Source organism: Brevundimonas sp. KM4 (assembly GCF_000964075.1).
In the GTDB taxonomy this organism is placed as follows: Bacteria; Pseudomonadota; Alphaproteobacteria; order Caulobacterales; family Caulobacteraceae; genus Brevundimonas; species Brevundimonas huaxiensis.
In genome coordinates this window covers 80,629-104,363 of record NZ_JZRG01000012.1, presented here as the reverse complement: position 1 = coordinate 104,363, position 23,735 = coordinate 80,629, and the positions used below count along the sequence as shown (strand labels likewise).

Genomic DNA, 23,735 nt, shown 5'->3' with positions numbered 1-23,735 from the left:
CCTTATGTTCCGGTTCGATTCTGACTGACGGATAGTTTTGCGCCTGTGACTGATCTTCCCGCCCCCCGCATTTCCGACCTCGCGCGCGCTCGTGCGCCCGAGGACGAGGCGCCGCGCGATTATCTGAAAGGGCTGAACCCAGAGCAGCGCGAGGCGGTCGAGACGACCGAGGGCCCCGTGCTTGTGTTGGCGGGCGCAGGCACGGGAAAAACGCGCGTCCTGACGACACGACTGGCGCACATTCTGGCGACAGGCCGGGCCAAGCCGTGGGAGCTGCTGGCTGTCACCTTCACCAACAAGGCCGCGCGCGAAATGCGCGAGCGCATCACCCATCTGATCGGCCCCTCGGCCGAAGGCCTGCGCTGGCTCGGCACCTTCCACTCCATCGCCGCCCAGATCCTGCGTCGCCACGCCGAACTGGTCGGTCTGAAATCCAGCTTCACCATCCTGGACACCGACGACCAGGAACGGGTGCTGAAGCAGCTGCTGGAAGCGGCCAACATCGACACCAAACGCTGGACGCCCAAGTCGCTCTCCAGCCTGATCGATCACTGGAAGAACCGCGGCTGGACGCCGGACAAGCTGCCGCCGGGCGAGGACTTCGCCAACGGCAAAGGTCAGGGCCTGTACGCCGCCTATCAGGCGCGCTTGCGCAGCCTGAACGCCTGCGACTTCGGCGATCTGCTGCTGCACAACATCACCATCCTGTCGCAGCATGCGGACCTGGCTGAGGAATATCGCCGCCGCTTCCGCTACATCCTGGTGGACGAATATCAGGACACCAACGTCGCCCAGTATCTGTGGCTGCGGCTGGTGACGGCCTCGACCGGCAATGTCTGCTGCGTCGGCGACGACGATCAATCGATCTACGGCTGGCGCGGGGCCGAGGTGGACAACATCCTGCGCTTCGAGCGGGACTTCCCCGGCGCCAAGATCGTCAAGCTGGAGCGGAACTATCGCTCGACCAGTCATATTTTGGGCGCGGCGTCCGGCCTGATCGCCGCCAACCGCGACCGGCTGGGCAAGACCCTGTGGACCGAGGACGACAGCGGCGACAAGGTGCGCGTGCGCGGCGTCTGGGACGGCGAGGCCGAAGCGAGGCTGATCGCCGACGAGATCGAGACCGCGCGGCGTCCCCACGCCGGCGAACCGGGCCTGAAATACAAGGACATGGCCATTCTGGTCCGCGCCTCGTTCCAGATGCGCGCCTTCGAGGAACGGCTGGTCATGCTGGCCATCCCCTACACCGTCATCGGCGGGCCGCGCTTCTTCGAGCGCGCCGAGATTCGCGACGCCCACGCCTATCTGCGCCTGATCCTGTCGGAAGACGACGACCTCGCCTTCGAGCGGATCGTCAATGTGCCCAAACGCGGCATCGGCGACACCAGCGTGCAGAAAATCCTGCAACTGGCCCGCCAACACGACCTGTCAGCCCTGACGGCCGTGCGAGGGCTGATCAACACCGACGAGCTTCAGGCCCGCACCCGCACCGCCCTGTCCAACTTCGTGCGCGACATCGACCGCTGGCGTCAACTGTCCGAGACCACGCCCCATTGGCAGGTCATGGAGACGGTGCTGGAGGAGAGCGGCTACACCGACATGCAGAAGGCCGACCGCACCAGCGGCCAGACCCGCCTGGAGAACCTGAAGGAACTGACCCAGTCGATGCAGCAGTTCGAGACGCTTCAAGCCTATCTGGAGCACGTCTCTCTGGTTATGGATCTGGAGCGCGCGACCAGCGACGATCCCAACGGCGACGGCGCGGTGCAGATCATGACCCTGCACGGCGCCAAGGGGCTGGAGTTCCCGCTGGTCTTCCTTCCGGGCTGGGAGGAAGGCGTCTTCCCCAGCCAGCGCAGCATCGATGAGAAGGGCGAAAAAGGCCTCGAGGAGGAACGTCGCCTGGCCTACGTCGGCGTCACCCGCGCCAAGCAGGACGCCCGCATCTCCTTCGCCGCCAATCGGCTGGTCTATGGACGCTGGACCTCCCAACTGCCCAGCCGCTTCGTCGACGAACTGCCCATCGCCCACGTCGATCCCCAATCCGACACCGGCTACTACGGCGCATCGACCGGCATGAAGGAGGCCAAGAGCCGCTGGGACGATGCGCCATCGTTCGGCAGCGGCTATTCCTCCCCGGGCTGGAAACGCGCCCAATCCTTCACCGCCGCCCAGACCCCAGCCAAGATCCCGGCGCGCAAGGCCGTCATCGAAGGCGACGGCCGGCTGATCGCCACCGCCGACCCCAAGTCCAGCTCGGGATGGAAGAAGGGCGAACGCGTCTTCCACCAGAAGTTCGGCTACGGGAACGTGCGCGTCATCGAAGGCAACAAACTGCTGGTCGAATTCGAAAAGGCCGGTGAAAAGCGCGTCATCGACAGCTTTGTCGAGAAGGCCTAACCCGGCGTCCTAACGCAACGAACGGAGCCGACCATGGCGGGCCTAAAGGACAAGCGCGGCTTCATCGACAAGGACCGCATCGACCTGACCGAGCGTCAGTCGGTCGAATACTGGATGAAGCGCTGGGGTGTGACCAAGGACCAGATCACCGCCGCCCACCGCAAAGTCGGTCGCATGACCAAGGATATCGCGGCGGAATTGGGCAAGAAGCGCTGACGCCGCCTGCCTGAAACGAAAAACGGCCTCGGAGCACTCCGGGGCCGTTTCGGTTTCGGGCCTAGATGTGGATCACACGCCCATAGGCGTCCAGCGCCGCCTCGTGCATGGCCTCCGACATGGTCGGGTGCGGATAGACGATCCCGTGGATATCTTCCTCCGTCGCCTCCATGGTGATGGCGGTGACATAGCCCTGGATCATCTCGGTCACTTCATGACCGATCATGTGCGCGCCGATCAGGGCGCCGGTCTTGGCGTCGAAGATTACCTTGACGAACCCGTCGGTGTCGCCTGAGGCGATCGCCTTGCCGTTCACGCGGAACGGGAAGCGGCCGATTTTCACGTCGCGCTTTTCGGCGCGCGCAGCCTGTTCGGTGACGCCGACCGAGGCCACTTGCGGCTGGGCATAGGTGCAGCCGGCGATGGGCGAATGGACGTTGGGTGTCTTGTGGCCGGCGATATGTTCAGCGGCGTGGATGCCTTCGTGCGACGCCTTGTGCGCCAGCCAGGGCGCGCCGGCGCAGTCGCCGATGGCGTACAGACCCGTGACGTTGGTCTGGCAGTGGGCGTCGATCTTGACGTGGCCGCGGTCCATTTCCAGACCCAGTTCTTCCAAGCCGATGCCGTCGGTGTTGGCGGTGATGCCGACGGCCGAGATGCAGACCTCGGCCTCCAGCGTCTCGGCCTTGCCGCCGATCTCCACGGAGACCTTCACGCCCTTGGCGTCCTTGCTCACCTTGGTGACCTTGGCGCCCAGCTTGAACTTCATGCCGCGCTTTTCAAACGACTTCTGGGCCGCCTTGGAGACCTCTTCGTCCTCGACCGGCATGATGCGATCCACCGCCTCGACCACGGTCACGTCACAGCCTAGGGCGCGATAGAAGCTGCCGAACTCGATCCCGATGGCGCCCGAACCGATCACGACAATCGACTTGGGCATGAATTTCGGCGCCATGGCCTCGCGATAGGCCCAGATGCGATCGCCGTCGGCTTCAAGCCCGATCTGCGGCAGGGCGCGCGCACGGGCGCCGACGGCCAGCATGACCGACTTGGCCTCCAAAGCGCGCGAACCGCCCGCTTTTAGAGCGACCACGACCCTGGGGGCGGCGGCGCCCTTCTCCAGCTTGGCCGAACCCTCGATCACCTCGATCTTGTTTTTCTTCATCAGGAAGCCGACGCCCTGATTCAGCTGTTTGGCCACGCCGCGCGAGCGCTGGATGATGGCGTCGAAATCGAACGACGCGCCGGACGCCGACAGGCCGTACTCCTTCAGGTGGCTCAGGCTCTCGAACTTCTCGCCCGACTTCAGCAGAGCCTTGGTCGGGATGCAGCCCCAGTTCAGGCAGATGCCGCCCAGGTTCTCGCGCTCGACGATGGCGACCTTCAGGCCCAACTGGCTGGCGCGAATGGCCGCGACGTAACCGCCGGGGCCCGAGCCGATGACGACGAGATCGAATTCAGCAGCCATTAGATCAACTTCTCGATGTCGGCCTTGATGGCCTCGGGTTCAGTCTGCGGAGCATAGCGGGCGACAACCCTGCCCTCGCGGTCGGTCAGGAACTTGGTGAAGTTCCACTTGATGGCTTTGGACCCCAGGAAGCCGCGCTTCTGTTCGGTCAACCAGGCGTAAAGCGGATGTCGATTCGGTCCGTTGACCTCCACCTTGTCGAACAAGGGGAAGGTCACATCGAAACTTGTGGCGCAGAAGGCGGCGATTTCCGCCGCCTTGCCCGGCTCCTGCTCGCCAAACTGATTGCAGGGAAAGCCCAACACCTCGAACGGCTGATCAACAAACGTCCGGTGCAGCTTTTCCAGACCGTCGTACTGGCCGGTGAAGCCGCACTTGGACGCCGTATTGACGATTAGCAGCGCCTGACCGCGAAAGCGATCGAGCGAAACGTCCGTGCCGTCGATGGCGCGGGCGGAGAAGTCATAGACCGAGGTCATGACCTCACTCTCCCCTTAGGCCAGCATCGCGACGGGATCTTCGATCAGCGGCTTGAACGCCTGCAGGAAGCGGGCGCCGGTCGCGCCGTCCACCACGCGGTGATCGCAGGTCAGGGTCACGGTCATGACCGTGGCGGGCACGACCTGGCCGTTCTTGACGACCGCGCGTTGCTCGCCCGCACCTACGCTCATAATGCAGCCCTGCGGCTCATTGATGATCGAGGTGAACTGCTTGATGCCGAACATGCCCAGATTGGACACCGAGAAGGTGCCGCCCTGGAACTCTTCGGGCTTCAGCTTACGGTCGCGGGCGCGCTTGGCCAGGTCCTTAGACTCGGTCGCGATCTGCGCCAGACCCTTGGTTTCGGCCTTCTTGATGATCGGGGTGATCAGGCCGCCGTCGATCGCCACCGCCATGGAGACATCGGCGTTGTGGTGCATGGCGATGCCTTCGGGCGTGTAGGAGGCGTTGGCCTCCGGCACCATCTTCAGGGCCAGGGCGGCGGCCTTGATGACGAAGTCGTTGACCGAGACCTTGATCCCTTGCGGCTCCAGCATCTTGTTGACCTTGGCGCGCACGGCCATCAGCTGGTCGATCTCGCAATCGATGAACAGCGGGAAGTGCGGGACGTTCTGGACGCTGTCGACCATGCGACGCGCCACCGCCTTCTTCATGCCGTCCAGCGGGATCAGGTCGTAGCTGCCGTCCGGAATGCCCATCTGCGCCAGCGACTGCGCCTTGCGCGGCTCCGCTGCGGTCGCGGCGGGCGACGCGGATGCGGTCGCAGGTCGGGCCGACGTCTTGCCGGCGGCCTCGACGTCGCGCTTGACGATGCGGCCGTGGGGACCGGTGCCCTTGATCGACTTCAGATCGACGCCGTTCTGCGCGGCGATACGTCGAGCGAGCGGCGACGAGAAGATGCGATCTCCGCTGTCCGACTTCGTCGCGGCGGGCGCCGGAGCGGCGGTGGTAGCTGTTTTGGGCGCCTCGGCAGCCGCCGGAGCGGCCTCGGCCTTCGGTGCCTCTTCTGCCTTGGCCGCGGGTTTTTCAGCCGGCTTGGGTGAGGCCGCGCCGCCCTCGTCCTTCAGGCGGGCGATGGGCGTATTGACCTTCACGCCTTCCGTGCCTTCAGCGACCAGGATGTCGGTGACTTCGCCCTCGTCCACGGCCTCGACTTCCATCGTCGCCTTGTCGGTTTCGATCTCGGCGATCACGTCGCCGGCGGAGACGATGTCTCCGACCTTGACGTGCCACTTGGCCAGAACGCCCTCCTCCATCGTCGGAGACAGGGCCGGCATCAGGATGTCGGTCATCAGGCGTTCCCCCCGGTTGGCGTAATCGGTTCGGCGACAGTGCGGACGTCATTCGCCTTCACCACTTCGCTGAGACCTTCGAGGATGCGGTGGTAGGCCGCAGTTTCATCGTGTTGGTGCCGCACGGCATACCCATGCGCCATATGTCGAGCTGCATAGGCCAGCAGCCGGCCAAACTGTATGGGATCGTTGAAGGCCGGCTTGACGGACATCACCGGCTCGTCCTTCGACCACCACATCCGAAGGACTTCGATGGCCTTCGGGTCAGCAGCGACGCTGTCTGGCGTCGTCAGCATGAACTCCGATGCCTCGGTCATGCCATCACCTGCTTCACGGCCGCGATGATCTTATCCACGCCTGGCAGCGACAACACTTCCAGATTGGCGGCGTAGGGCAGCGGCACGTCTTCCTGGTGCACGCGCAGCGGCGGGGCATCCAGATAATCGAAGGCGTGTTCGATGACGCGGGCCACGACCTCGGCGCCAACGCCCATCGGACCCCAACCCTCTTCGGCCGAGACCAGGCGGTTCGTCTTCTTGACGCTCTCGACGATAGTCTCGTGATCAAGGGGACGCAGAGTGCGCAGGTCGATCACCTCGGCTTCGACACCCTCCTCGGCCAGCTTCTCGGCGGCCTGCAGGGCGAAGCCGACCATGCGGCTGTGGGCGGTGATGGTGACGTCCTTGCCTTCGCGGCGGACCTTGGCCTTGCCGATCGGCAGGACATAATCCTCGACCTCCGGCACGTCGAACTCCAGGCCGTACATCATCTCGTGTTCGAGGAAAACGACCGGGTTCGGGTCGCGGATGGCGGCCTTCAGCAGGCCCTTGGCGTCGGCCGCGTCATAGGGTGCGATGACCTTCAGACCAGGCACCTGAGCATACCAGGCCGAATAGTCCTGGCTGTGCTGGGCGCCGACGCGCGAAGCAGCGCCGTTCGGACCGCGGAAGACGATTGGCGCGCGGATCTGACCGCCAGACATGTAGAGCGTCTTGGCGGCCGAGTTGATGATGTGGTCGATCGCCTGCATGGCGAAGTTGAACGTCATAAACTCGACGATCGGCTTCAGGCCCGACATCGCGGCGCCGACGCCCAAGCCGGCAAAGCCGTGCTCGGTGATCGGGGTATCGACGACGCGCTGGTCGCCGAATTCCTGCAGCAGGTCGCGGCTGACCTTGTAGGCGCCCTGATACTGGGCGACTTCCTCGCCGATCAGGAAGACGCGGTCGTCGCGACGCATCTCTTCGGCCATGGCGTCGCGCAGGGCGTCGCGCACGGTCGTCTTGACCAGTTTGGCGTCAGCCGGAATTTCCGGGTCGCGCAGTTCGACCTTGGGCGTCGCGGTCTGGGCCGGGGCCTTTTCGGGATCGCCGGTCTTGCCTTCGGCCGCAGCCTTGGGCGCCTCAGCGTCGCCCTTGGCGGGTTCAGCCTTGGGCGCAGGGGCCGCTGCGCCGTCTTCGCCGGCCAGACGCGCGATCGGCGTGTTCACCTTGACGTTCTCGGAGCCTTCGGCGACCAGGATTTCCAGCACTTCGCCTTCATCCACGGCCTCGACTTCCATCGTGGCCTTGTCGGTTTCGATCTCGGCGATCACCTGGCCGGCCGACACGGTGTCGCCCGCCTTGATGTGCCACTTGGTCAGCGTGCCCTCTTCCATCGTGGGGGACAGCGCCGGCATCAGAATGTCGGTCACGGATCAGGCCTCCACGTAGACGTCGGTATAGAGCTCGGACGGATCGGGTTCCGGGCTCTCTTGGGCGAATTGAACAGCTTCGGCGACGATCGCCTTGATCTCGTTGTCGATGGCCTTGAGCTCGTCCTCGGTCGCATTGGCGGCCGACAGCAGCGTCTTCAGGTGATCGATCGGGTCGCGGGTCTTCTTGACCTCATCGACCTCTTCCTTGGTCCGGTATTTGGCCGGGTCGGACATGGAGTGACCGCGATAGCGATAGGTCTTCACTTCAAGGATGAAGGGACCGCCGCCTTCGCGGGCGCGCTTGACCGCACGGGCCGTTGCGTCGCGCACGGCCAGCACATCCATGCCGTCGACCTGTTCGCCCGGAATGCCGAAGCTGGCGCCACGCTGATACAGCTCGGTCGTGGAGGACGAGCGTTCGATGCTCGTGCCCATGGCGTACTGGTTGTTCTCGATGATGTAGATGGCCGGCAGCTTCCACAGCTGCGCCATGTTGAAGCTTTCGTACACCTGCCCCTGGTTCGAGGCGCCGTCGCCGAAATAGACGAAGGCCACCGAATCGTCGCCGCGATACTTGCCGGCGAAGGCCAGGCCGGTGCCCAGCGCCACCTGGGCGCCGACGATGCCGTGACCGCCGTAGAAGCCGGTCGGCACGTCGAACATGTGCATCGAGCCGCCCTTGCCCTTGGACGAACCGCCGCTGCGGCCGGTCAGTTCGGCCATGACTTCCTTGGGATCCATGCCGGCGGCCAGCATGTGGCCGTGGTCGCGGTATCCGGTGATGATCTTGTCATGGCCCTGTTTGACGCTCTCCTGAACGCCGACAGCCACGGCTTCCTGTCCGATGTACAGGTGGCAGAAGCCGCCGATCAGACCCATGCCGTAGAGCTGGCCCGCACGCTCTTCGAAGCGGCGGATCAGAACCATCTCGCGATAGAAGCGCAGAAGGTCTTCCTTGGACGCCGTCGGCGTGTTGGGCAGTTTGTCAGGCGTGGTCGTCTGAGCGGATTTGGCTGGGGCTTTCGCCATCCGGTATCTCCCGGCTAGGCGCCGAGAACCGACGCCTTCTTATCGTTACGGAAAGGGGCTTTAGCAGCCTTCCTTCCGGTAACGCAAAGGGGTGCGGGTCGCCCTGTAACAATAGTTCAAGTGGTGAAGGTCGATCAGCCTTGGGCGGCCGGGGCCGAGACGCGGATCACATAGTCACGCGGGTCGGAGAAACCCAGGACGGCGCGAGCACGCTCTTCCAGAAGGTCGCGAGACAGACTGTCGGTGCGCAGATAGCGAACTCGTGTCTCAAGATCGCGGCGCTGTTCGGTCAGATGCGCCAACTGGTCCTCGCGTTGCCCCAGAAGGGCGTCGCGAGACGATCCGCTCAGCAGTCCGCGCTCGCCCGTCAGCGCCTGAACCCCGAGATAGGCCAGAAGCAGCAACAGGGCGAGGGACAGGCGGTAAGGTTTCATCCGTTCGGGCACTTGAGACGCTCCTTCTGAGCGCGAAAACACAGTTCAGAAACCGTGCCCGGAAATGCCTAACGAAATGTAGCTTGACCGTAAGATTGTCGGCGGAAAACGCTGATTCTCCGCCGACAATTCCGTTTCCTATTTCAGCAGCATGCCGTCGCCGAAATAAACGCCCTGGTCGCCAAGCATTTCCTCGATGCGGAGCAACTGGTTGTACTTCGCCACCCGGTCAGAGCGGGCCAACGAGCCGGTCTTGATCTGCCCGCAGTTGGTCGCCACGGCCAGGTCGGCGATGGTGTAGTCCTCGGTCTCGCCCGACCGGTGGCTCATCACGGCGGTATAGCCTGCGCGGTGGGCCATATCGACGGCGTCCAGCGTCTCGGACAGGGTGCCGATCTGGTTGACCTTGATCAGGATCGAGTTGGCTAGGCCTTCGCCGATACCCGCAGCTAGACGCGCCGGATTGGTCACAAACAAATCGTCGCCGACCAGTTGGACCCGGTCGCCCAGGCGCTCGGTCAGCAGGCGCCAGCCGTCGAAGTCATCCTCGGCCATGCCGTCCTCAATCGACACGATCGGGAAGCGTTCGCACAGATCAACCAGGTAGGCGGCCATGCCTTCGGAATCGACGGTCTTGCCCTCGCCGGCCATGACGTATTTGCCGTCCTTAAAGAACTCGGTCGAGGCGACGTCGAGGCCCAGGTGGAAATCCTCGCCTGCGAGGTAGCCCGCCGCCTGGCCCGCCTTGGTGATGAAGCTCAGCGCCTCATCGGCCGAGGCCAGATTGGGTGCAAAGCCGCCCTCGTCGCCGACGTTGGTGTTGTGCCCGGCGTCCTTCAGTTGCTTCTTCAGGGCGTGGAAGATTTCGGCTCCCATACGCACGGCGTCTGAAAACGTCTCGGCGCCGGTGGGCAGGATCATGAACTCTTGGATGTCGATCGGATTGTCGGCGTGGGCGCCGCCGTTGATGATGTTCATCATCGGGGTCGGCAGGACGCGGGCCGAGACGCCGCCCAGATAGCGATACAGTTCCTGATTGGCCGACAGGGCGCTGGCCTTGGCGACCGCCAGAGACACGCCCAGGATCGCATTGGCGCCCAGACGGCCCTTGTTGGGCGTGCCGTCCAGTTCGATCATCGCCTCGTCGATCCGGCGCTGCTGCTCGGCGTCCATGCCGGACAGGGCGTCGAAGATCTCGCCGTTGACGGCGTCGACCGCCTTCTGGACGCCCTTGCCGCCCCACATGTCCTTGTCGCCATCACGCAGCTCGACCGCTTCGTGCGCGCCCGTAGACGCGCCGGACGGTACGGCGGCGCGGCCGAACGAACCGTCTTCCAGCGTGACATCGACCTCGACCGTCGGATTGCCCCGGCTGTCGAGGATCTGGCGGGCGACGATGTCGGCGATGTCGGTCATGGCTCGGCTCTTTGGCTCAAGGGGCAAGGGAGGTCAGACGGTTTAGCCGCCTCCCCGCCAAACGCCAATGCCGACGTCATCGCCGGGCGTCAGGAACAGCCTTCAACCAGTTGGATCGAGGGATCGCCAGCGTGGACCATCATCACCTTGCCGTCGCTGCCGATCTCATATCGAACGCCGCGCGCCGACGGATCGGTGACATAGGTCGTCGATCCGCCTTTCGACCAGACGAACAGATCCTCGGCCGGTGCTTCCTGGTATTTGTGCGGTTGGGCGAAGACCGCGCCGCCATAGGCTTGCTTGATCGCCATGGCCGTATCGCCCACCCCGAATCCGCGATCGGTCTTCGTCGTCGCACCGCGCGCCAGGGTGATTCGCGTCAGTACGCCGTTCTGGACCATCACCTGCACATCTGCGGGCGCCTTGGTTGGATGGAACTGGTCACAGACTTCGGGCTCGGCGCCGCCGGGGGCGTTCGGTTGGGAGTCCTCGCCCCAGACCTTCACCAGCTCGGCGCGCGTCATGCCGATTCGCACCGGCCCCAGACCTTCGGCCGTCAAAGCATTGGGATCGGCGGCGGGCGTAGCGGGCGTCTCGTTCGCCGAAGCGACGGACGTTGCGGCGGGCTCCGAGACGCGCTCCTCCGCGCGATTGCAGGCGGCGAGGGTCAGCAGCGCGCAGGCGCTGACGGCGGTGAAACGAATCATCATACGGCGTCTCCAGTGGAAGCTTCACCGGACTGAACGCACGAAAACGGCGCGCGGGTCACCGCGCGCCGTCGAAATCGTCATCCGACCGAAGTCGGGGTCGCCTGAAGGACTAGTCTTCCTTGGGCGTGATGACCTGGCGACCGCGATAGGTGCCGGTCTTCAGGTCGATGTGGTGCGGGCGCTTCAGCTCGCCGGTGTCCTTGTCCTCGACGTAGACGTTCGAGGTCAGGGCGTCGTGGGCGCGGCGCATGTTGCGACGCGAGGGAGATACTTTGCGCTTCGGAACGGCCATGTCCGTCTCAATCTTCTAAGTCGGGCGCCGCCCAGAGCCGAGCTCCGTCTAGCGCGAAAACAATAGCGGCGGCCCGAAAGAGCCGCCACGCGAGGCGCGGCTTATGCATGAACCGCGCGACGATTTCAAGGCGTTTAAGCAGGTGTCAAACGCCGGACGATCTTTGCTGGATTGCCGACCACCACCACGTCGGACGGCACGTCCTTCGTCACGACCGATCCCGCGCCGATCACCGAACGATCGCCGATGGTGACGCCCGCCAGAACGATGGCGCCGCCGCCGATCCAGACGTCGTCCCCGATAACGATCGGCCGCGCCGTCTCCTCGCCCCGGCGGGCGACCGCGTCCAGCGGATGTTCCGGCGTCAGAAGCTGGACGCCTGGCCCGGCCTGGAAGTTGTCGCCGATACGGATTTCGGCGCAGTCCAGGAACACGCAGTTGGCGTTCGCAAAGGCCCGCGCGCCCAAATGAATGTTGACGCCGTAGTCGCAGAAGAAGCCCGGCATGATGATCGCCTTGCCATCGGCAGCATTGACCAGTTCGTTGACCAGGGCGCCGCGCCGGTCGCGATCGGGCTCGGCGTTGATGGCGACGGTCAGGGCCACGGCGCGGGCGCGACCGTCGCGTAGATCGGGATCGCCCGGGTCATAGGGCAATCCCGCCAGCATCTTTTCGCGCTCGGTCATGCGGCCTCCGTCAGGGCGTCAGCCACGGCTTCGCCGATGGCCATCGAACTGGTCAGGCCCGGGCTTTCGATGCCGAACAGGGCCATCAGACCATCAATGCCGTGATGCTCGCGGCCATGAAGCTGGAAGTCCGGTTGCGGCTCGCCCGGCCCATGCAGTTTGGGCCGAATGCCGGCGTAGTCCGGTGTCAGGGCGCCGTCGGGCAATCCCGGCCAAAAGCGGCGGATGTAAGTGGCGAACGCCTCCGCCTTGGCGGGATCGACAGAATAGTCCTCGGTGTCGACATAGGCCAGATCGGGGCCGAACACGGCCTGACCGCCCAAATCCTTGCGATAGTGGGTGCCCAGCGCGCCGGGGATGGGCGGCGGATAGATCAGGCGGTCGAACGGCGCCTTGCCTGTCAGCCGGAAATAGACGCCCTTGCCGAAATGTCCGGCGGGAATGTCGCCGGGCGGATAGCCTTCGATCAACGCCGCCGCCACCTGGGCCGACAGTCCGGGTGCGGTGACCAAAAGGCGGCTGGTGACCTGCATCGCCCCCTCCCCGCCGACACGGATCGTGAAGCCGCCGGCCGCCAGCGGCTCTGCGCCCTCGAACGGCGCCGAGACCACGACCGATCCGCCCGCATCCTCGATCTCGCCCTGCAGGGCCAGCATATAGCCGTGACTGTCGAACAGGCCGCTCTCGGGCGACAGGATGGCGGCGTGGGCGTTAAGCTCCGGCTCCAGCGCACGCGCCTGGGCGCCGGTCAGATGCGCCAACCCCTCGACGCCGTTCGCCGTCGCCTGTTCGAAGATGGCCTCGATCCGCTCGACCTCGGTCTCTTGCGTCGCCACGACCAGCTTGCCGCATTTCCAATGGTCGATCTTGCGGCTGGTCAGGAAGTCGTAGAGCGCTCGCCGCCCCTCGACGCAGAAGCGGGCCTTCAGCGATCCGGTCGGATAATAGAGCCCGCCGTGAATGACCTCGGAATTACGTGAGGAGACGCCCTGGCCGATGTGGCCTTCCTTCTCCAGCACCAGCACCGTCAGGCCCCGTTTCGACAGCGCCCGACCGCAGGCCAGGCCCACAGCCCCGGCGCCCACGACGGTCGCGTCGAAATCAAAACTCATCGGACGCCGTATCTCCGCTTCGCCTCGGCCTCGAAACAGCCGATCAGCTTTTCCACGGCCCGGTCGAAGTTCGCCGACAGCATCATGTCCAGCATCCGGGATTTGAAGGCGAAGTCGATCATGAACTCCAGCCGCGTGCCGTCCGGATGGGGAAAGAACTCCCAACGGTTCTTCAGGTGCTTGAAGGGCCCGCGCAGCAGGCCGACCTCGACCTTGGGCGCATTGCGATCGTGCCGGACCCAGGTGGAGAACCGCTCCTTCAGGAAGGAAAACCCGACGCTGGCCTCCGCATCCTGCAAGCCGACACCCTCGCCTTCCTCGCGCGCGTTCCAGACGCGCATCGACGTCACCCACGGCACGAAGTCGGGATAGGCGCGCACATCGGCGACCAGATCGGCAAGCTGTTCGGGCGCATAAGGAAGAATGCGCGTGACGCGATGGACGGCCATGCGGGACTTAGCGGCGCAGCTGCGCCTCGCGCGCGGCCTTCAGCCGGGCGAAGTCGTCGCCGGCGTGGTGCGACGAACGCGTCAGCGGGCTGGACGACACCATCAGGAAGCCCTTGGCCCGTGCGATCGCCTCATACGCCTTGAACTCTTCCGGCGTGACGAAGCGGTCGATGGCGGCGTGTTTGCGCGTCGGCTGCAGGTACTGGCCGATGGTGATGAAGTCGACGCCGGCGGACCGCATGTCGTCCATCACCTGCATGACCTCTTCCTTGGTCTCGCCCAGGCCGACCATGATGCCGGACTTGGTGAACTGGTTCGGGTCCCGCTCCTTGACCATCTGCAACAGGCGCAGGCTGTGGAAGTAGCGGGCGCCCGGCCGGATCTTCAGATACAGGCGCGGTACGGTCTCCAGGTTGTGATTGAAGACGTCAGGCTTGGCGTCGATCATCACGACCGCCGCCCCGTCCTTTCGCAGGAAGTCGGGCGTCAGGATCTCGATGGTGGTGTCCGGCGCTTGGATGCGGATCTGCCGCACCACCTCGGCGAAGTGGGCCGCACCGCCGTCGGCCACATCGTCGCGATCGACCGAGGTGATGACGACGTGGTTCAGGCCCATCTGCTGGACGGCCAGGCCCACCTTGCCCGGCTCTTCCGGATCCAGCGGCTGCGGCAGGCCGGTCTTGACGTTGCAGAAGGCGCAGGCCCGCGTGCAGGTGTCGCCCATGATCATCAGGGTGGCGTGTTTCTGGCTCCAGCACTCGCCGATGTTCGGGCAGGCCGCCTCTTCACACACCGTCACCAGCCCCTTGGAACGAACGATCTCCTTGGTGGCGTTATACTGACCAGAGCCCGGCGCCTTGACCCGCAGCCAGTCGGGCTTTTTCAGAACGACCGACTCGGGCCGGTTCTGCTTTTCGGGGTGACGCAGCTCGGACGGCTTGCGCTGAAGGGTGTCGATCAGGGTGACCATGGCCGGTATTTCGGACTTTGAGGCCGTTTAGGCAAGGCACACCGGGTAACAGACTTGCCGCAGGCGTGATCGCGCATCGGAACTCACGCGACGTTACGCATCTTTTCAAGATGCGGCGGCGTCATTAATGACAGTCGCCCGAACAACAGAGAGGGCCGCCCGCGTCCTCCGTAGGAGACGCGCTTGCGCCAGGCCCTGGATCCCTCGCTTTACGACTCGACCCTGATCGACGCCCTGATCGATGCGCGGTCGCGGTTCGGCGACAAGGAAATCTTGGAGGATCAAGACCGGCATCCGCTGACCTACACCGGCTTAATCCGCGCCGCCTTCGTGCTGGGCCGCAAGATCGCCAACATGACCGACAAGGGCGAGCGGGTCGCCATCCTGCTGCCGTCGTCCATGGGCGTCGTCGTCACCTTCTTCGGTCTGCACGCCCATGGTCGTGTGCCGGTGATGCTGAACTTCACCGCCGGCGAGGCCAATTTGAAGGCCGCGATCAAGGCCTCGGGCGTCAAGAAGGTGCTGACCGCCAAACGCTTCATCGACCAGGCCAAGCTGGACGACTTGATCGTCGAACTGAAGACGGTGGCCGAGGTCGTCTGGCTGGACGACGTGCGCAAGACCATCGGCCTGGCCGACAAGCTCTATGGCCTCGCCGCCGGCGCGGCGCCCAAGCGGTTCCGCGTTAGGACGGATCCCGACGCGCCGGGCGTCGTCCTGTTCACCTCCGGCAGCTTCGGCACGCCAAAGGGCGTGGTGCTGAGCCAGAAGAACCTTGTCGCCAATGCCCGTCAGGTGGCGGCCCACATCGATCTGCTGCCGGAATGGGTAATGTTCAATCCTCTGCCGACCTTTCACTGTTTCGGCCTGACCGGCGGGGTCATCCTGCCGCTGTTGCAGGGGCTGAAGGCGTTCCAGTATCCGTCGCCGCTGCACGCCAAACAGATCACCGACCTGCTGCCCCAGGTAAATGCCTCGATCCTGTTCGCGACCGACACCTTCCTGAACCAGTACGGCCGCGTCGCCGAACCGAACGACTTCTTGACGCTGAAGTTCGTCGTCGCCGGCGCCGAGAAGGTGCGCGAGGAAACCCGCACCCTGTTCAACACCAAGTTCGGCGGCGTCGAACTTCTGGAAGGCTATGGCGCGACCGAGGCCTCGCCTGTCATCGCCGTCAACCATCCCGACCGCAACACGCCCGGAACGGTCGGCCAGGTGCTGCCTGGCATCGACTGGAAGCTGGAACCGGTCGAGGGCATCGACGCGGGCGGGCGACTGATGCTGCGCGGTCCCAATGTCATGAGCGGCTATGTCACCTCGGCCGAGCCTCTGACGTGGGATCCGATCGGCGACGACTGGCTGGACACGGGCGACATCGTCGATGTGACCGACGACGGCTATGTCACCATCCGCGGCCGCGCCAAGCGCTTCGCCAAGATCGGCGGCGAGATGGTGTCCCTGACCGCCGTCGAAGGGATCGCCGGCGCCGTCTGGCCGGACCGGCGCCACGCCGTGGTGTCGATCCCGGACAGCCGCAAGGGCGAGAAACTGGTGCTCGTCACTGATCACGTAGGGGCTGAGGTCGCTCCCCTGGCTGAATGGGCGCGAACCAACGGTGCGCCCGAACTGATCGTGCCGAAAAAGATCGTCAAGGTCGCCGAGGTCCCCGTCCTGGGCACCGGCAAGACGGACTATGTGTCGATCCAGAAGATGGTCGAGGCCGAGAAGGCGGCCTGATCAGCCGATCCGGACGCCCGTCATAGAGATCGAGCCGCCGTCGATGCGGTCGTTGAAGAAGCTGACCGCCTCGCCCGGCTCCTGCTGGGCGGCGATATAAAGCACCGGCAGGAAATGTTCGTCGGTCGGCACGCTCAGTTGCGCGTCCTCGTCCAGACCCACCCAGTCGATCAGCGCCTCATGGTCGCCCCGTTCGAACGCCGTCTTGACCGCCTCGTTGAAGCCGGTCGCCCAAGCGTAGGGTTCGGCGCCGTCCTCACGCTTCCAGGTCCGCAGATTGTGGACGAAATCGCCCGAGCCGGCGATGACGATCCCCTCGTCGCGCAGCGGCTTCAGCGCCTTGGCCAGGTCGTAATGCTGGCGCGCCGTCAGCTCGCGGTTCAGCGACAACTGCACCACCGGCACGTCCGCCCCTGGCCACACATGGCACAGCACCGACCAAGTCCCGTGATCCAGGCCCCACGCTTGCGTCTGGACGGCGCCGGTCAGCGCCGACACCCGCGCCGCCAAGGCGGGCGACCCGGGCGCCGGATACTGCATCTCATGAAGTTCGCGCGGGAAGTTGCCGAAGTCATGGATGGTTTCGGGCTTCTCCTGCGCGGTTACGCCCAGCCCGCGCGTCTCCCAGTGGGCGGAGATCATCACCACTCCCTTGGGCTTGCCGATCGCCTCGCCCAGCGCACGCCAGGCGGCCCCATAGGGACCGCCGAGCGCGTTCATGGGCGAACCGTGGCCGAAGAAGACCGCGGGCTGACGCATCGGATCAGCCGTGCAGCTTCTTGGCCAGCTCGGCGATATGTCTGCCTTGGAACCGGGCGCCGTCCAGCTCGACATCGCTGGGCTGACGCGAGCCGTCGCCGCCGGTGATCGTCGATGCGCCATAGGGCGAACCGCCGTGGATGGCGTCCAGCGTCATCTGCCCTTGGAACGAATAGGGCAGACCCACGACCGGCATGCCGTGGTGCATGAAGAAGTTGTGCAGGCCCTGGAAGGTCGTCTCCTGACCGCCGTGCTGTGTCGCCGTCGCGGTGAAGGCCCCGCCCACCTTGCCGATCAGGGCGCCCGAGAACCACAGGCCGCCGGCCTGATCCAGGAAGGCGCGCATCTGCGATGCGGCCGAACCGAAGCGGGTGCCGGCGCCGATGATGATGGCGTCGTAGTCCTTCAGATCGTCGATCTTGGCGATCGGCGCCTTTTGATCAAGCTTGTAGTGAGAAACCTTGGCCAGCTCTTCCGGCACGGTTTCCGGCACGCGCTTGATGTCCACGACGGCGCCTTCGACCTCGCGCGCGCCCTCGGCGACGGCCTCGGCCATAGTTTCCAGGTGACCATAGGTCGAATGATAGAGGACGAGGACTTTCGGCATCGGGGAGGCTCCATTGAATGACAGGGGTCGCCATTCGCAACAACGACCGTTGCTAACTTGGCGCGCTGATGAGCCTTCCGCAAGTCCCCGACATCAAATCACGTCTTGAAGGGACAGATGGTATCGTAAAAGGCCTTGTCGCCCGGCGCGGGGCGGCCGCGGCGACAGTGGAAACGATGCTCCATCACCATCGCCTGCTGCTCGATGTTTAACGCGTCCCACCGGCAGGTCGGTTCCACGCGATAGGCATAGGAGGCGGGGGTGTCGCCAGCCTTCAGCTTTGCGAACAGCAGATTGACGCCCTGCTGGGCCTGCCAGACGTGCGTCAGTTCATGGATCAGGACGCCTTGCATTCGCACAGGCTCCGCCGTGAAATCTGCGACGAGCTGCGCTTGCGGCCACACGATCCAGTCTCGCCCGAACCAGCGCCCGGCGACGAAGGCGCGGCGGAACGGCCAGCCGATCAGTCGGACAGGCGCCAGATCGATCGCTGCGCCGAACGCCTCTCGCGCGAGCGATTTCTCAGCTTCGGTCAGGGCGCGAACGAAGGATCCCAAGGCTTCACATACTCCCAGTGCCAAGGCTCATAGACATAGGGCACAAAGCCGAAACGCCCAGCGTTCGCCACTAGCCATCGATACGTCGCCGACCGCGCCATATATTCGCGGCTGGCCGGGGTGGTGGAATCGACACCCAGACCCGGGGCCTGACCGACATAGAGATCGACCGCCGTGCCCGTCCGATGCGGCGAACAGACCGCGCGACGCAGGCCATCGCAGTTGCCCTGCTGCGCACAGCGCGCCGCGTCCGCCTCGGGATCGCGGAAGCCGGAGAAGATCTGCAGCAGTTCGGGATCAGCCGCCACCTCAGGAACCTCCGCCCGCGCGGCCGCGACCAGCCGGCGATAGGCGTCCAGCACGTCCCGGCGCAGCAAGCGTGTCAGACGGTCGGCATGTTCCTCGGACGCGACCAGATAGCCGAGCTGATTGATCGGTGGCGGCTCGGGGCAGGCTCCGCCGACGCGCGCCATCACGAACGGCCGCCGCTCCTGCCAAAGGCCGCGAAACACCTGGAATGTCGCCGCATCGAACAGGCCGTTCGGCGCGAGGCCGTACATCTGCTGGAATCCCGCCAGTTGCGACGCGAAGATCGGCGTGCCGGGCCCGCACGTCGTATGCAGTTCGCGCTGGATCAGCGGCAGATAGGCCTGCCACCCCCACTCCGCCGCTCCGAACGGCGCCCATTCCATGCCATAGGCCGATTCAGCGTTCGCCAGTCCCTGCGCCTGCCAGCCGTCGGCACTGGTGTGGCAGGGCCCGGCCGCACGCGCGCCGCCAGCGAACGTCAGAACGAAGCAGACGGACAGGAACGCAAAAAGGCTTCGCCACATGTCCCACAGGAAGCCCCAAGCCGGTCGATCTCACAAGTGCATGCGTCACCGATCGCTGGCATGGTGACGCGCGGCCGACTCGCGCCGCGCCTTCCGGACCGACGCATGTCCATCGCCGCGCCGACCGCGCCCCGCCGTTCCAACGCCGTGCTTGCGGCCTTTTCCGGCCCTTGCCTGCCTCTGGCGGCCTTCGGCGTCGCCCTGCCCGTTACACTGCCCGAGTTCTACGCCACCTTCGTGGGCCTGGAGCTGGGGGTGGTGGCGGCCGTCTTCATGGCCGTGCGCCTGATCGACATCGTCTTCGACCCCTTCATCGGCTGGGGCATGGACAAGACCAAGACGCGGTTCGGTCGCTATCGCCCGTGGATGGCGATCTCGACGCCGATCCTGATGCTGTCGGCTTTTATGATGTTCGTCGTGGTCCAGCCCGGCGCCGGGCCGGCCTATCTCTTCGGCTGGCTGCTGGTCCTGTATCTCGGCTTCTCGATCGGCACCTTGGGCCAACTCGGCTGGGCCGCCGTGCTTGCGCCGCAGTATAACCAGCGCAGCCGCGTCTATGGCTGGTGGCAGGTGTTCAACATCATCGGCGTGATCCTGATCCTGGTGCTGCCGACCGTGGTGGTTCAGACGGGCATCGGGAACTATGCCGACGGCGTGCGGATCATGGGCTGGGCCATTCTGATCGCCCTGCCCGTCACCATCGGCCTGGCCATGGTCGCCGTACCCGAACCCGTCAACGCAGGCGACCAGCCGCATGGGGGCGCCGGCGCCTATCTGGCCCTGCTGAAGATGCCCACGGTCCGGAAGCTCTTGATCGCCGACCTGCTCCTGGGCGTCGCGCCGGGCATCACGGGTTCGCTGCTGTTCTTCTTCTTCGGACAGATCAAGGGTTACGACCACAGCCAGGCCGGTCTGTTCATGTTGTTCTATTTCATCGCCGGCCTATGCGGCGCGCCCATCTGGGCCTGGCTGGCCACGCGGATCGGCAAGGACAAGGCCCTGGCCGTCGCCAGCCTGATCTTCGCGGCCCTTTATATCGCCGCCACCCTGGTTCCCGGCGGCAACTTCATTCTGACGGCGGGCGCCATGTTCATCGCCGGTCTGCCCTATGCGGCCGGCCTGTTCCTGCTGCGCGCGATGATGGCGGACGCCGGCGACGAAGTGCGGCTGGAGACCGGCGTGGATCGCACCGGACTGATGTTCTCCATCCTGTCCGCGACGACCAAGATCGGCCATGTGGTCGCGCTGATTCCCTACCTGATCCTGCAGGGCGTGGGCTTCAAGGCTGTGCCAGGACCGACGGGCAACAGCGATTTTTCCCTGCTGACGCTCCAGATCCTGTTCATTCTGGTCCCCGGCCTGTTGCTGGCCGCCGCCGCCTGGGTGCTGAAGGGCTATCCCCTGACACCGAAGCGGCACGATGAAATCCGCCTCGCCCTGGAAACTCGCGACGGAGCCCGCCGTTGAGACCGATCGACCGCTTACTCGGCGTTATGGAGCGGTTGCGCGATCCCGACGGCGGCTGCCCGTGGGACGTGGAGCAGACCTTCGCCACCATCGCTCCCTATACGATCGAGGAGGCCTATGAGGTCGCCGACGCCATCGAGCGCAACGATCTGGTCGAGCTTAAGGGCGAACTGGGCGACCTGCTGTTCCAGGTCGTCTTCCATGCCCGCATGGCTGAGGAACAAGGGCTGTTCGCCTTCGACGACGTGGTCATAGCCATCGCCGACAAGCTGGAGCGCCGCCACCCCCACGTATTCGGTGACGAGGCCCAGCGCTCCTCGAAGGAACAGACCATCGCCTGGGAAGCCATAAAGGCCGCCGAGCGCAAGGACCGCAAAAAGCCCGGTGTCCTGGATGATGTGCCGGTCGGCCTGCCTGCCCTGACCCGCGCCGCCAAACTGACCAAGCGCGCCGGCCGCGTCGGCTTCGACTGGCCATCGACCGACGAGGTGTTCGACAAGCTGGCCGAAGAGGTCGAGGAATTGCGCGTCGAGATCGCCGCCGGCGACAAGGCCAAGGCGCGCGAAGAGCTGGGCGACCTTCTGTTCGTCGTCGCCAACCTGGCGCGCAAGCTGGACGTCGAGCCCGAAGACGCCCTGCGCGCCGCCAACGCCAAGTTCGTGCGTCGCTTCGGCTTCATCGAGGCGGCGCTGGCCAAGGACGGCCGCACACCCGACCAATCGGACCTGGCCGAGATGGATCGCCTCTGGGACGCCGCAAAGGTCGCGGAAAAGGCCGCGCCTCAAGCCTGAGCGATCCCGCGTGACCTACGACCTGATCATATTCGACTACGACGGCGTGGTCGCCGACAGCGAGGTGCTGAACAGCACTGTCATGGCCGAGCAACTGACCGCCATCGGCCTGCCGACCTCGCTCGACGACGTCTTGGCCGCCTATACCGGCAAGCGCTGGCGCGACAATCGGCCGGTCGTCGAGGCAGCCTTAGGTCGTGCCTGCCCTGACGACTTCCACACGACATGGTTTGCGACCTGTCGCCAGCGCGCGCCGCAGCAACTTGAACCCGTGCCCGGTCTGCTGGACTTCGTCGCCGCCCGCCGCGAGCCCCGCTGCATCGCCTCGTCCAGCGGCCCCGACTGGATCGGCGTCGGCCTGAACCTGTTCGGCCTGACGGATCATTTCGACGGCGCAGTCTTCACCGGCCTGGTGGTCGAGCGCGGCAAGCCCCACCCGGACATCTTCCTGCACGCCGCCCAGACGATGGGCGTCGATCCGGCGCGCGTCCTGGTGATCGAAGACAGCGAGGCGGGCGTCACCGCAGGCGTCGCGGCCGGGATGACGGTCGTGGGGCTGACGGCGGGCGGCCATGTTCGCGACGGCCATGCCGAACGCCTGACGGCGCGCGGCGCCCACTTTATCGCCGACAGCTATGCGGCCGTCTCCGCCTTCATGGATCGCTGAGCATCAGAGGTAGCGCAGTTCCTGTAGATCGACGTCACGGAACAGCTTCTTGGCCGTCACCTCGTCCAGCTGACGCGCCCTCATCAATCGGCGCAGTTCCTCGCGTTCTGCGGCCAGCCCGGCAAGCCAGAGACGACGCTCGATGTCGTCCATCTTGCGTGTCAGGGCGGCGTCTTCCTCGTCGGTGCGGGTGTGGGTCTCGATCCGCTGGCGATAAGTTTCCATGATCCGCCCGGCGATGTCGGAATAGAGGTCGGGGTTGGACTTGCCCTCCGCCATGGCGTGCGAGGCGTCCTCGATGGCGCGGATGGCGGCCGAGGCGGCGGCGACCCGGCCGCGATCCTCTTCCTGCTCATGCGACGGCTCCGGCGGCAGTTCGACGTTCTTCAGCAACCGGGGCAAGGCGAAGGTCGCCAGCACCAGCGACACCACGATCACGCCCGCCGCCAAGAAGATCGCCAGGTTCCGCGACGGCATCGGCGACCCGTCTCCCAAAGCGAACGGCAGGGTCAGGATACCCGCCAGAGTGATCGCGCCGCGGACACCTGCCAGAGACATTACCATGGTCAGCCGCAAACCGACCTTGGCCGGCGGCCCGCGATGGCGGCGGCGAAACAGGGTCAGCTTCAGCGATGTCCACACCCAGACGAACCGCAGCGCCGCCAGCGTGGCGACGATGCCGAACACATAGACCGCCAGCCACCAGACCTCGGGCCGGCTGGTGCCCGCCACCACCTCGGCCGCCCGCGACATGATCGAGGGCATCTGTTCGCCCAGGATCACGAAGATGATGCCGTTGGCCACGAACTGAACCGTGTCCCACACGACGCTGCGCCGGACTCGCGTCATCGCCATCGACTGGCCGGCGATGCCGCCGCGTTCGGTGAAACTGATCGTCACCCCGGCCGCCACTGCCGCCAGGATGCCGGACGCATGCAGTTCTTCCGCCACCAGATAGGCCGCAAACGGGATCAGCAGGCTGATAAGAATCTGCGCGCCCACGTCCTCGCCCCAGCGTCGGCTGACGAAGCTCTTGGCGTAGCTGATGGCCATGGTGACCAGAACGCCGACGGCGACCCCGACCAGGGCCAGCCAGGCGAACGTCCCAACCGCATGGCCGATCGAAAACGCTCCCGTCGTCGCGGCGGCGACCGCGATCCGCATGCAGGTCAGGCCCGTCGCATCGTTCAATAGCGACTCGCCTTCCAGAATGTGCATCAGGCGCTTTGGGATGGGCGCCCGCGCCGCAATCGCCTGAACCGCGATGGGATCGGTCGGCGACAGGATGGCGGCCAGGGCGAAGGCCACCGGCAGCGGCATCTCCGGGATCATCCACCAGATCAGGAAACCCAGACCGACGACGGTGAACAGCACCAACCCCAGCGCCAGCTCGAGGATGACCGCGCGGTCGCGAAACAGGTCTTCCTTGGGAATTCGCCAGCCGTCCAGAAACAGCAGCGGCGGCAGGAACAGCAGAAAGAAGATGTCCGGCTCAAGATCGACCGTCTTGCCCGTGATCAGCACGATGGCCGCGCCCAGCCCGATCTGAACCAGAGGCAAGGCGATGCGCGTGATCCGCGCGATCGAACCCGACACCACCACGGCCAACAGCAGAAGCAGGACGGTTTCGATCAGATGCATGAAAA

Annotated in this window: 25 protein-coding genes; 6 read left to right on the top strand and 19 right to left on the bottom strand. The window is 65.2% G+C overall.

Annotated elements, in window-relative coordinates:
- Positions 1-45 precede the first annotated feature (45 nt).
- Both VH88_RS08105 and VH88_RS08100 read left to right on the top strand, forming a co-directional pair.
- Positions 46-2,400: an ATP-dependent helicase gene (locus tag VH88_RS08105; RefSeq protein ID WP_045810792.1), complete on the top strand. Its 2,355-nt coding sequence runs from the start codon at positions 46-48 to the stop codon at positions 2,398-2,400.
- 33 nt (positions 2,401-2,433) lie between these two features.
- Positions 2,434-2,616, top strand: a complete 183-nt coding sequence (locus VH88_RS08100; protein WP_026108366.1) for a DUF3606 domain-containing protein — start codon at positions 2,434-2,436, stop codon at positions 2,614-2,616.
- 61 nt (positions 2,617-2,677) lie between these two features.
- Here VH88_RS08100 and lpdA read toward each other — a convergent pair whose 3' ends face one another.
- From lpdA to lipA, 14 genes are all read right to left on the bottom strand, one after another.
- Positions 2,678-4,084 carry a dihydrolipoyl dehydrogenase gene (gene lpdA / locus VH88_RS08095; protein ID WP_045810791.1) on the bottom strand — a complete coding sequence of 469 codons (1,407 nt, stop codon included), beginning with the start codon at positions 4,082-4,084 and terminating at the stop codon, positions 2,678-2,680.
- A complete protein-coding gene (locus VH88_RS08090) occupies positions 4,084-4,563 on the bottom strand; it encodes a glutathione peroxidase (RefSeq protein ID WP_045810790.1) in 480 nt (159 codons plus the stop codon). Before VH88_RS08090 ends, lpdA begins: the two co-directional genes overlap by 1 nt.
- Before the next feature lie 15 nt (positions 4,564-4,578).
- A complete protein-coding gene (locus VH88_RS08085; RefSeq protein ID WP_045810789.1) occupies positions 4,579-5,877 on the bottom strand; it encodes a pyruvate dehydrogenase complex dihydrolipoamide acetyltransferase in 1,299 nt (432 codons plus the stop codon).
- Positions 5,877-6,194 carry a DUF5076 domain-containing protein gene (locus VH88_RS08080; protein ID WP_045810788.1) on the bottom strand — a complete coding sequence of 106 codons (318 nt, stop codon included), beginning with the start codon at positions 6,192-6,194 and terminating at the stop codon, positions 5,877-5,879. The genes VH88_RS08085 and VH88_RS08080 overlap by 1 nt, the downstream gene beginning before the upstream one ends.
- Positions 6,191-7,570: a pyruvate dehydrogenase complex E1 component subunit beta gene (locus VH88_RS08075; RefSeq protein WP_045810787.1), complete on the bottom strand. Its 1,380-nt coding sequence runs from the start codon at positions 7,568-7,570 to the stop codon at positions 6,191-6,193. The genes VH88_RS08080 and VH88_RS08075 overlap by 4 nt, the downstream gene beginning before the upstream one ends.
- Positions 7,571-7,573: 3 nt before the next feature.
- Positions 7,574-8,602 carry a pyruvate dehydrogenase (acetyl-transferring) E1 component subunit alpha gene (pdhA, locus tag VH88_RS08070; RefSeq protein ID WP_039243674.1) on the bottom strand — a complete coding sequence of 343 codons (1,029 nt, stop codon included), beginning with the start codon at positions 8,600-8,602 and terminating at the stop codon, positions 7,574-7,576.
- A gap of 134 nt (positions 8,603-8,736) precedes the next feature.
- On the bottom strand, positions 8,737-9,036 hold the full coding sequence (locus VH88_RS08065; RefSeq protein WP_017504845.1) for a septum formation initiator family protein: 300 nt from the start codon (positions 9,034-9,036) through the stop codon (positions 8,737-8,739).
- Between the two features lie 138 nt (positions 9,037-9,174).
- Positions 9,175-10,452 (bottom strand): phosphopyruvate hydratase, encoded by a 1,278-nt coding sequence (eno, locus tag VH88_RS08060; RefSeq protein ID WP_039243670.1) that lies wholly within the window; start codon positions 10,450-10,452, stop codon positions 9,175-9,177.
- An 89-nt stretch (positions 10,453-10,541) separates the two neighbouring features.
- Positions 10,542-11,162 carry a hypothetical protein gene (locus VH88_RS08055; protein WP_045810786.1) on the bottom strand — a complete coding sequence of 207 codons (621 nt, stop codon included), beginning with the start codon at positions 11,160-11,162 and terminating at the stop codon, positions 10,542-10,544.
- A 109-nt stretch (positions 11,163-11,271) separates the two neighbouring features.
- Complete coding sequence (gene rpmF / locus VH88_RS08050) at positions 11,272-11,454, bottom strand: 50S ribosomal protein L32 (protein ID WP_026108365.1); 183 nt, start codon at positions 11,452-11,454, stop codon at positions 11,272-11,274.
- Between the two features lie 134 nt (positions 11,455-11,588).
- The gene (locus VH88_RS16650) at positions 11,589-12,140 is read right to left on the bottom strand and encodes a sugar O-acetyltransferase (RefSeq protein WP_039243667.1); all 552 of its coding nucleotides are present in this window, start codon (positions 12,138-12,140) and stop codon (positions 11,589-11,591) included.
- Complete coding sequence (locus tag VH88_RS08040; RefSeq protein ID WP_045810785.1) at positions 12,137-13,252, bottom strand: NAD(P)/FAD-dependent oxidoreductase; 1,116 nt, start codon at positions 13,250-13,252, stop codon at positions 12,137-12,139. Before VH88_RS08040 ends, VH88_RS16650 begins: the two co-directional genes overlap by 4 nt.
- Complete coding sequence (locus VH88_RS08035) at positions 13,249-13,701, bottom strand: type II toxin-antitoxin system RatA family toxin (protein ID WP_039243665.1); 453 nt, start codon at positions 13,699-13,701, stop codon at positions 13,249-13,251. Before VH88_RS08035 ends, VH88_RS08040 begins: the two co-directional genes overlap by 4 nt.
- Before the next feature lie 7 nt (positions 13,702-13,708).
- Positions 13,709-14,671 (bottom strand): lipoyl synthase, encoded by a 963-nt coding sequence (gene lipA / locus VH88_RS08030; RefSeq protein ID WP_045810784.1) that lies wholly within the window; start codon positions 14,669-14,671, stop codon positions 13,709-13,711.
- A gap of 183 nt (positions 14,672-14,854) precedes the next feature.
- Here lipA and VH88_RS08025 point away from each other — a divergent pair, with 183 nt between their 5' ends.
- Entirely contained in the window at positions 14,855-16,408 is a 1,554-nt protein-coding gene (locus tag VH88_RS08025) for an AMP-binding protein (RefSeq protein ID WP_052689527.1), read from the top strand.
- Here VH88_RS08025 and ygiD read toward each other — a convergent pair whose 3' ends face one another.
- The 4 genes from ygiD to VH88_RS08005 all read right to left on the bottom strand — a co-directional run bounded on the left by ygiD (position 16,409) and on the right by VH88_RS08005 (position 19,164).
- Positions 16,409-17,167 carry a 4,5-DOPA dioxygenase extradiol gene (ygiD, locus tag VH88_RS08020; protein ID WP_082064418.1) on the bottom strand — a complete coding sequence of 253 codons (759 nt, stop codon included), beginning with the start codon at positions 17,165-17,167 and terminating at the stop codon, positions 16,409-16,411. It lies immediately after the preceding gene.
- 4 nt (positions 17,168-17,171) lie between these two features.
- Positions 17,172-17,774: an NAD(P)H:quinone oxidoreductase gene (gene wrbA, locus VH88_RS08015; RefSeq protein ID WP_045810783.1), complete on the bottom strand. Its 603-nt coding sequence runs from the start codon at positions 17,772-17,774 to the stop codon at positions 17,172-17,174.
- 98 nt (positions 17,775-17,872) lie between these two features.
- The gene (locus VH88_RS08010; RefSeq protein ID WP_045810782.1) at positions 17,873-18,331 is read right to left on the bottom strand and encodes a hypothetical protein; all 459 of its coding nucleotides are present in this window, start codon (positions 18,329-18,331) and stop codon (positions 17,873-17,875) included.
- On the bottom strand, positions 18,307-19,164 hold the full coding sequence (locus VH88_RS08005; RefSeq protein WP_045810781.1) for a D-alanyl-D-alanine carboxypeptidase family protein: 858 nt from the start codon (positions 19,162-19,164) through the stop codon (positions 18,307-18,309). Before VH88_RS08005 ends, VH88_RS08010 begins: the two co-directional genes overlap by 25 nt.
- A 105-nt stretch (positions 19,165-19,269) precedes the next feature.
- Here VH88_RS08005 and VH88_RS08000 point away from each other — a divergent pair, with 105 nt between their 5' ends.
- From VH88_RS08000 to VH88_RS07990, 3 genes are read left to right on the top strand one after another with little or no spacing between them, the layout of a single operon-like run.
- A complete protein-coding gene (locus VH88_RS08000; protein WP_045810868.1) occupies positions 19,270-20,631 on the top strand; it encodes an MFS transporter in 1,362 nt (453 codons plus the stop codon).
- Positions 20,628-21,422 carry a nucleoside triphosphate pyrophosphohydrolase gene (gene mazG / locus VH88_RS07995; RefSeq protein ID WP_082064417.1) on the top strand — a complete coding sequence of 265 codons (795 nt, stop codon included), beginning with the start codon at positions 20,628-20,630 and terminating at the stop codon, positions 21,420-21,422. Before VH88_RS08000 ends, mazG begins: the two co-directional genes overlap by 4 nt.
- A 10-nt stretch (positions 21,423-21,432) precedes the next feature.
- Positions 21,433-22,089, top strand: coding sequence for an HAD family phosphatase (locus VH88_RS07990; RefSeq protein ID WP_045810779.1), 657 nt, complete (start codon positions 21,433-21,435; stop codon positions 22,087-22,089).
- 3 nt (positions 22,090-22,092) lie between these two features.
- Here the strand turns inward: VH88_RS07990 and VH88_RS07985 are convergent, their stop codons facing one another.
- A complete protein-coding gene (locus tag VH88_RS07985; protein ID WP_045810778.1) occupies positions 22,093-23,730 on the bottom strand; it encodes a Na+/H+ antiporter in 1,638 nt (545 codons plus the stop codon).
- Positions 23,731-23,735 lie beyond the last annotated feature (5 nt).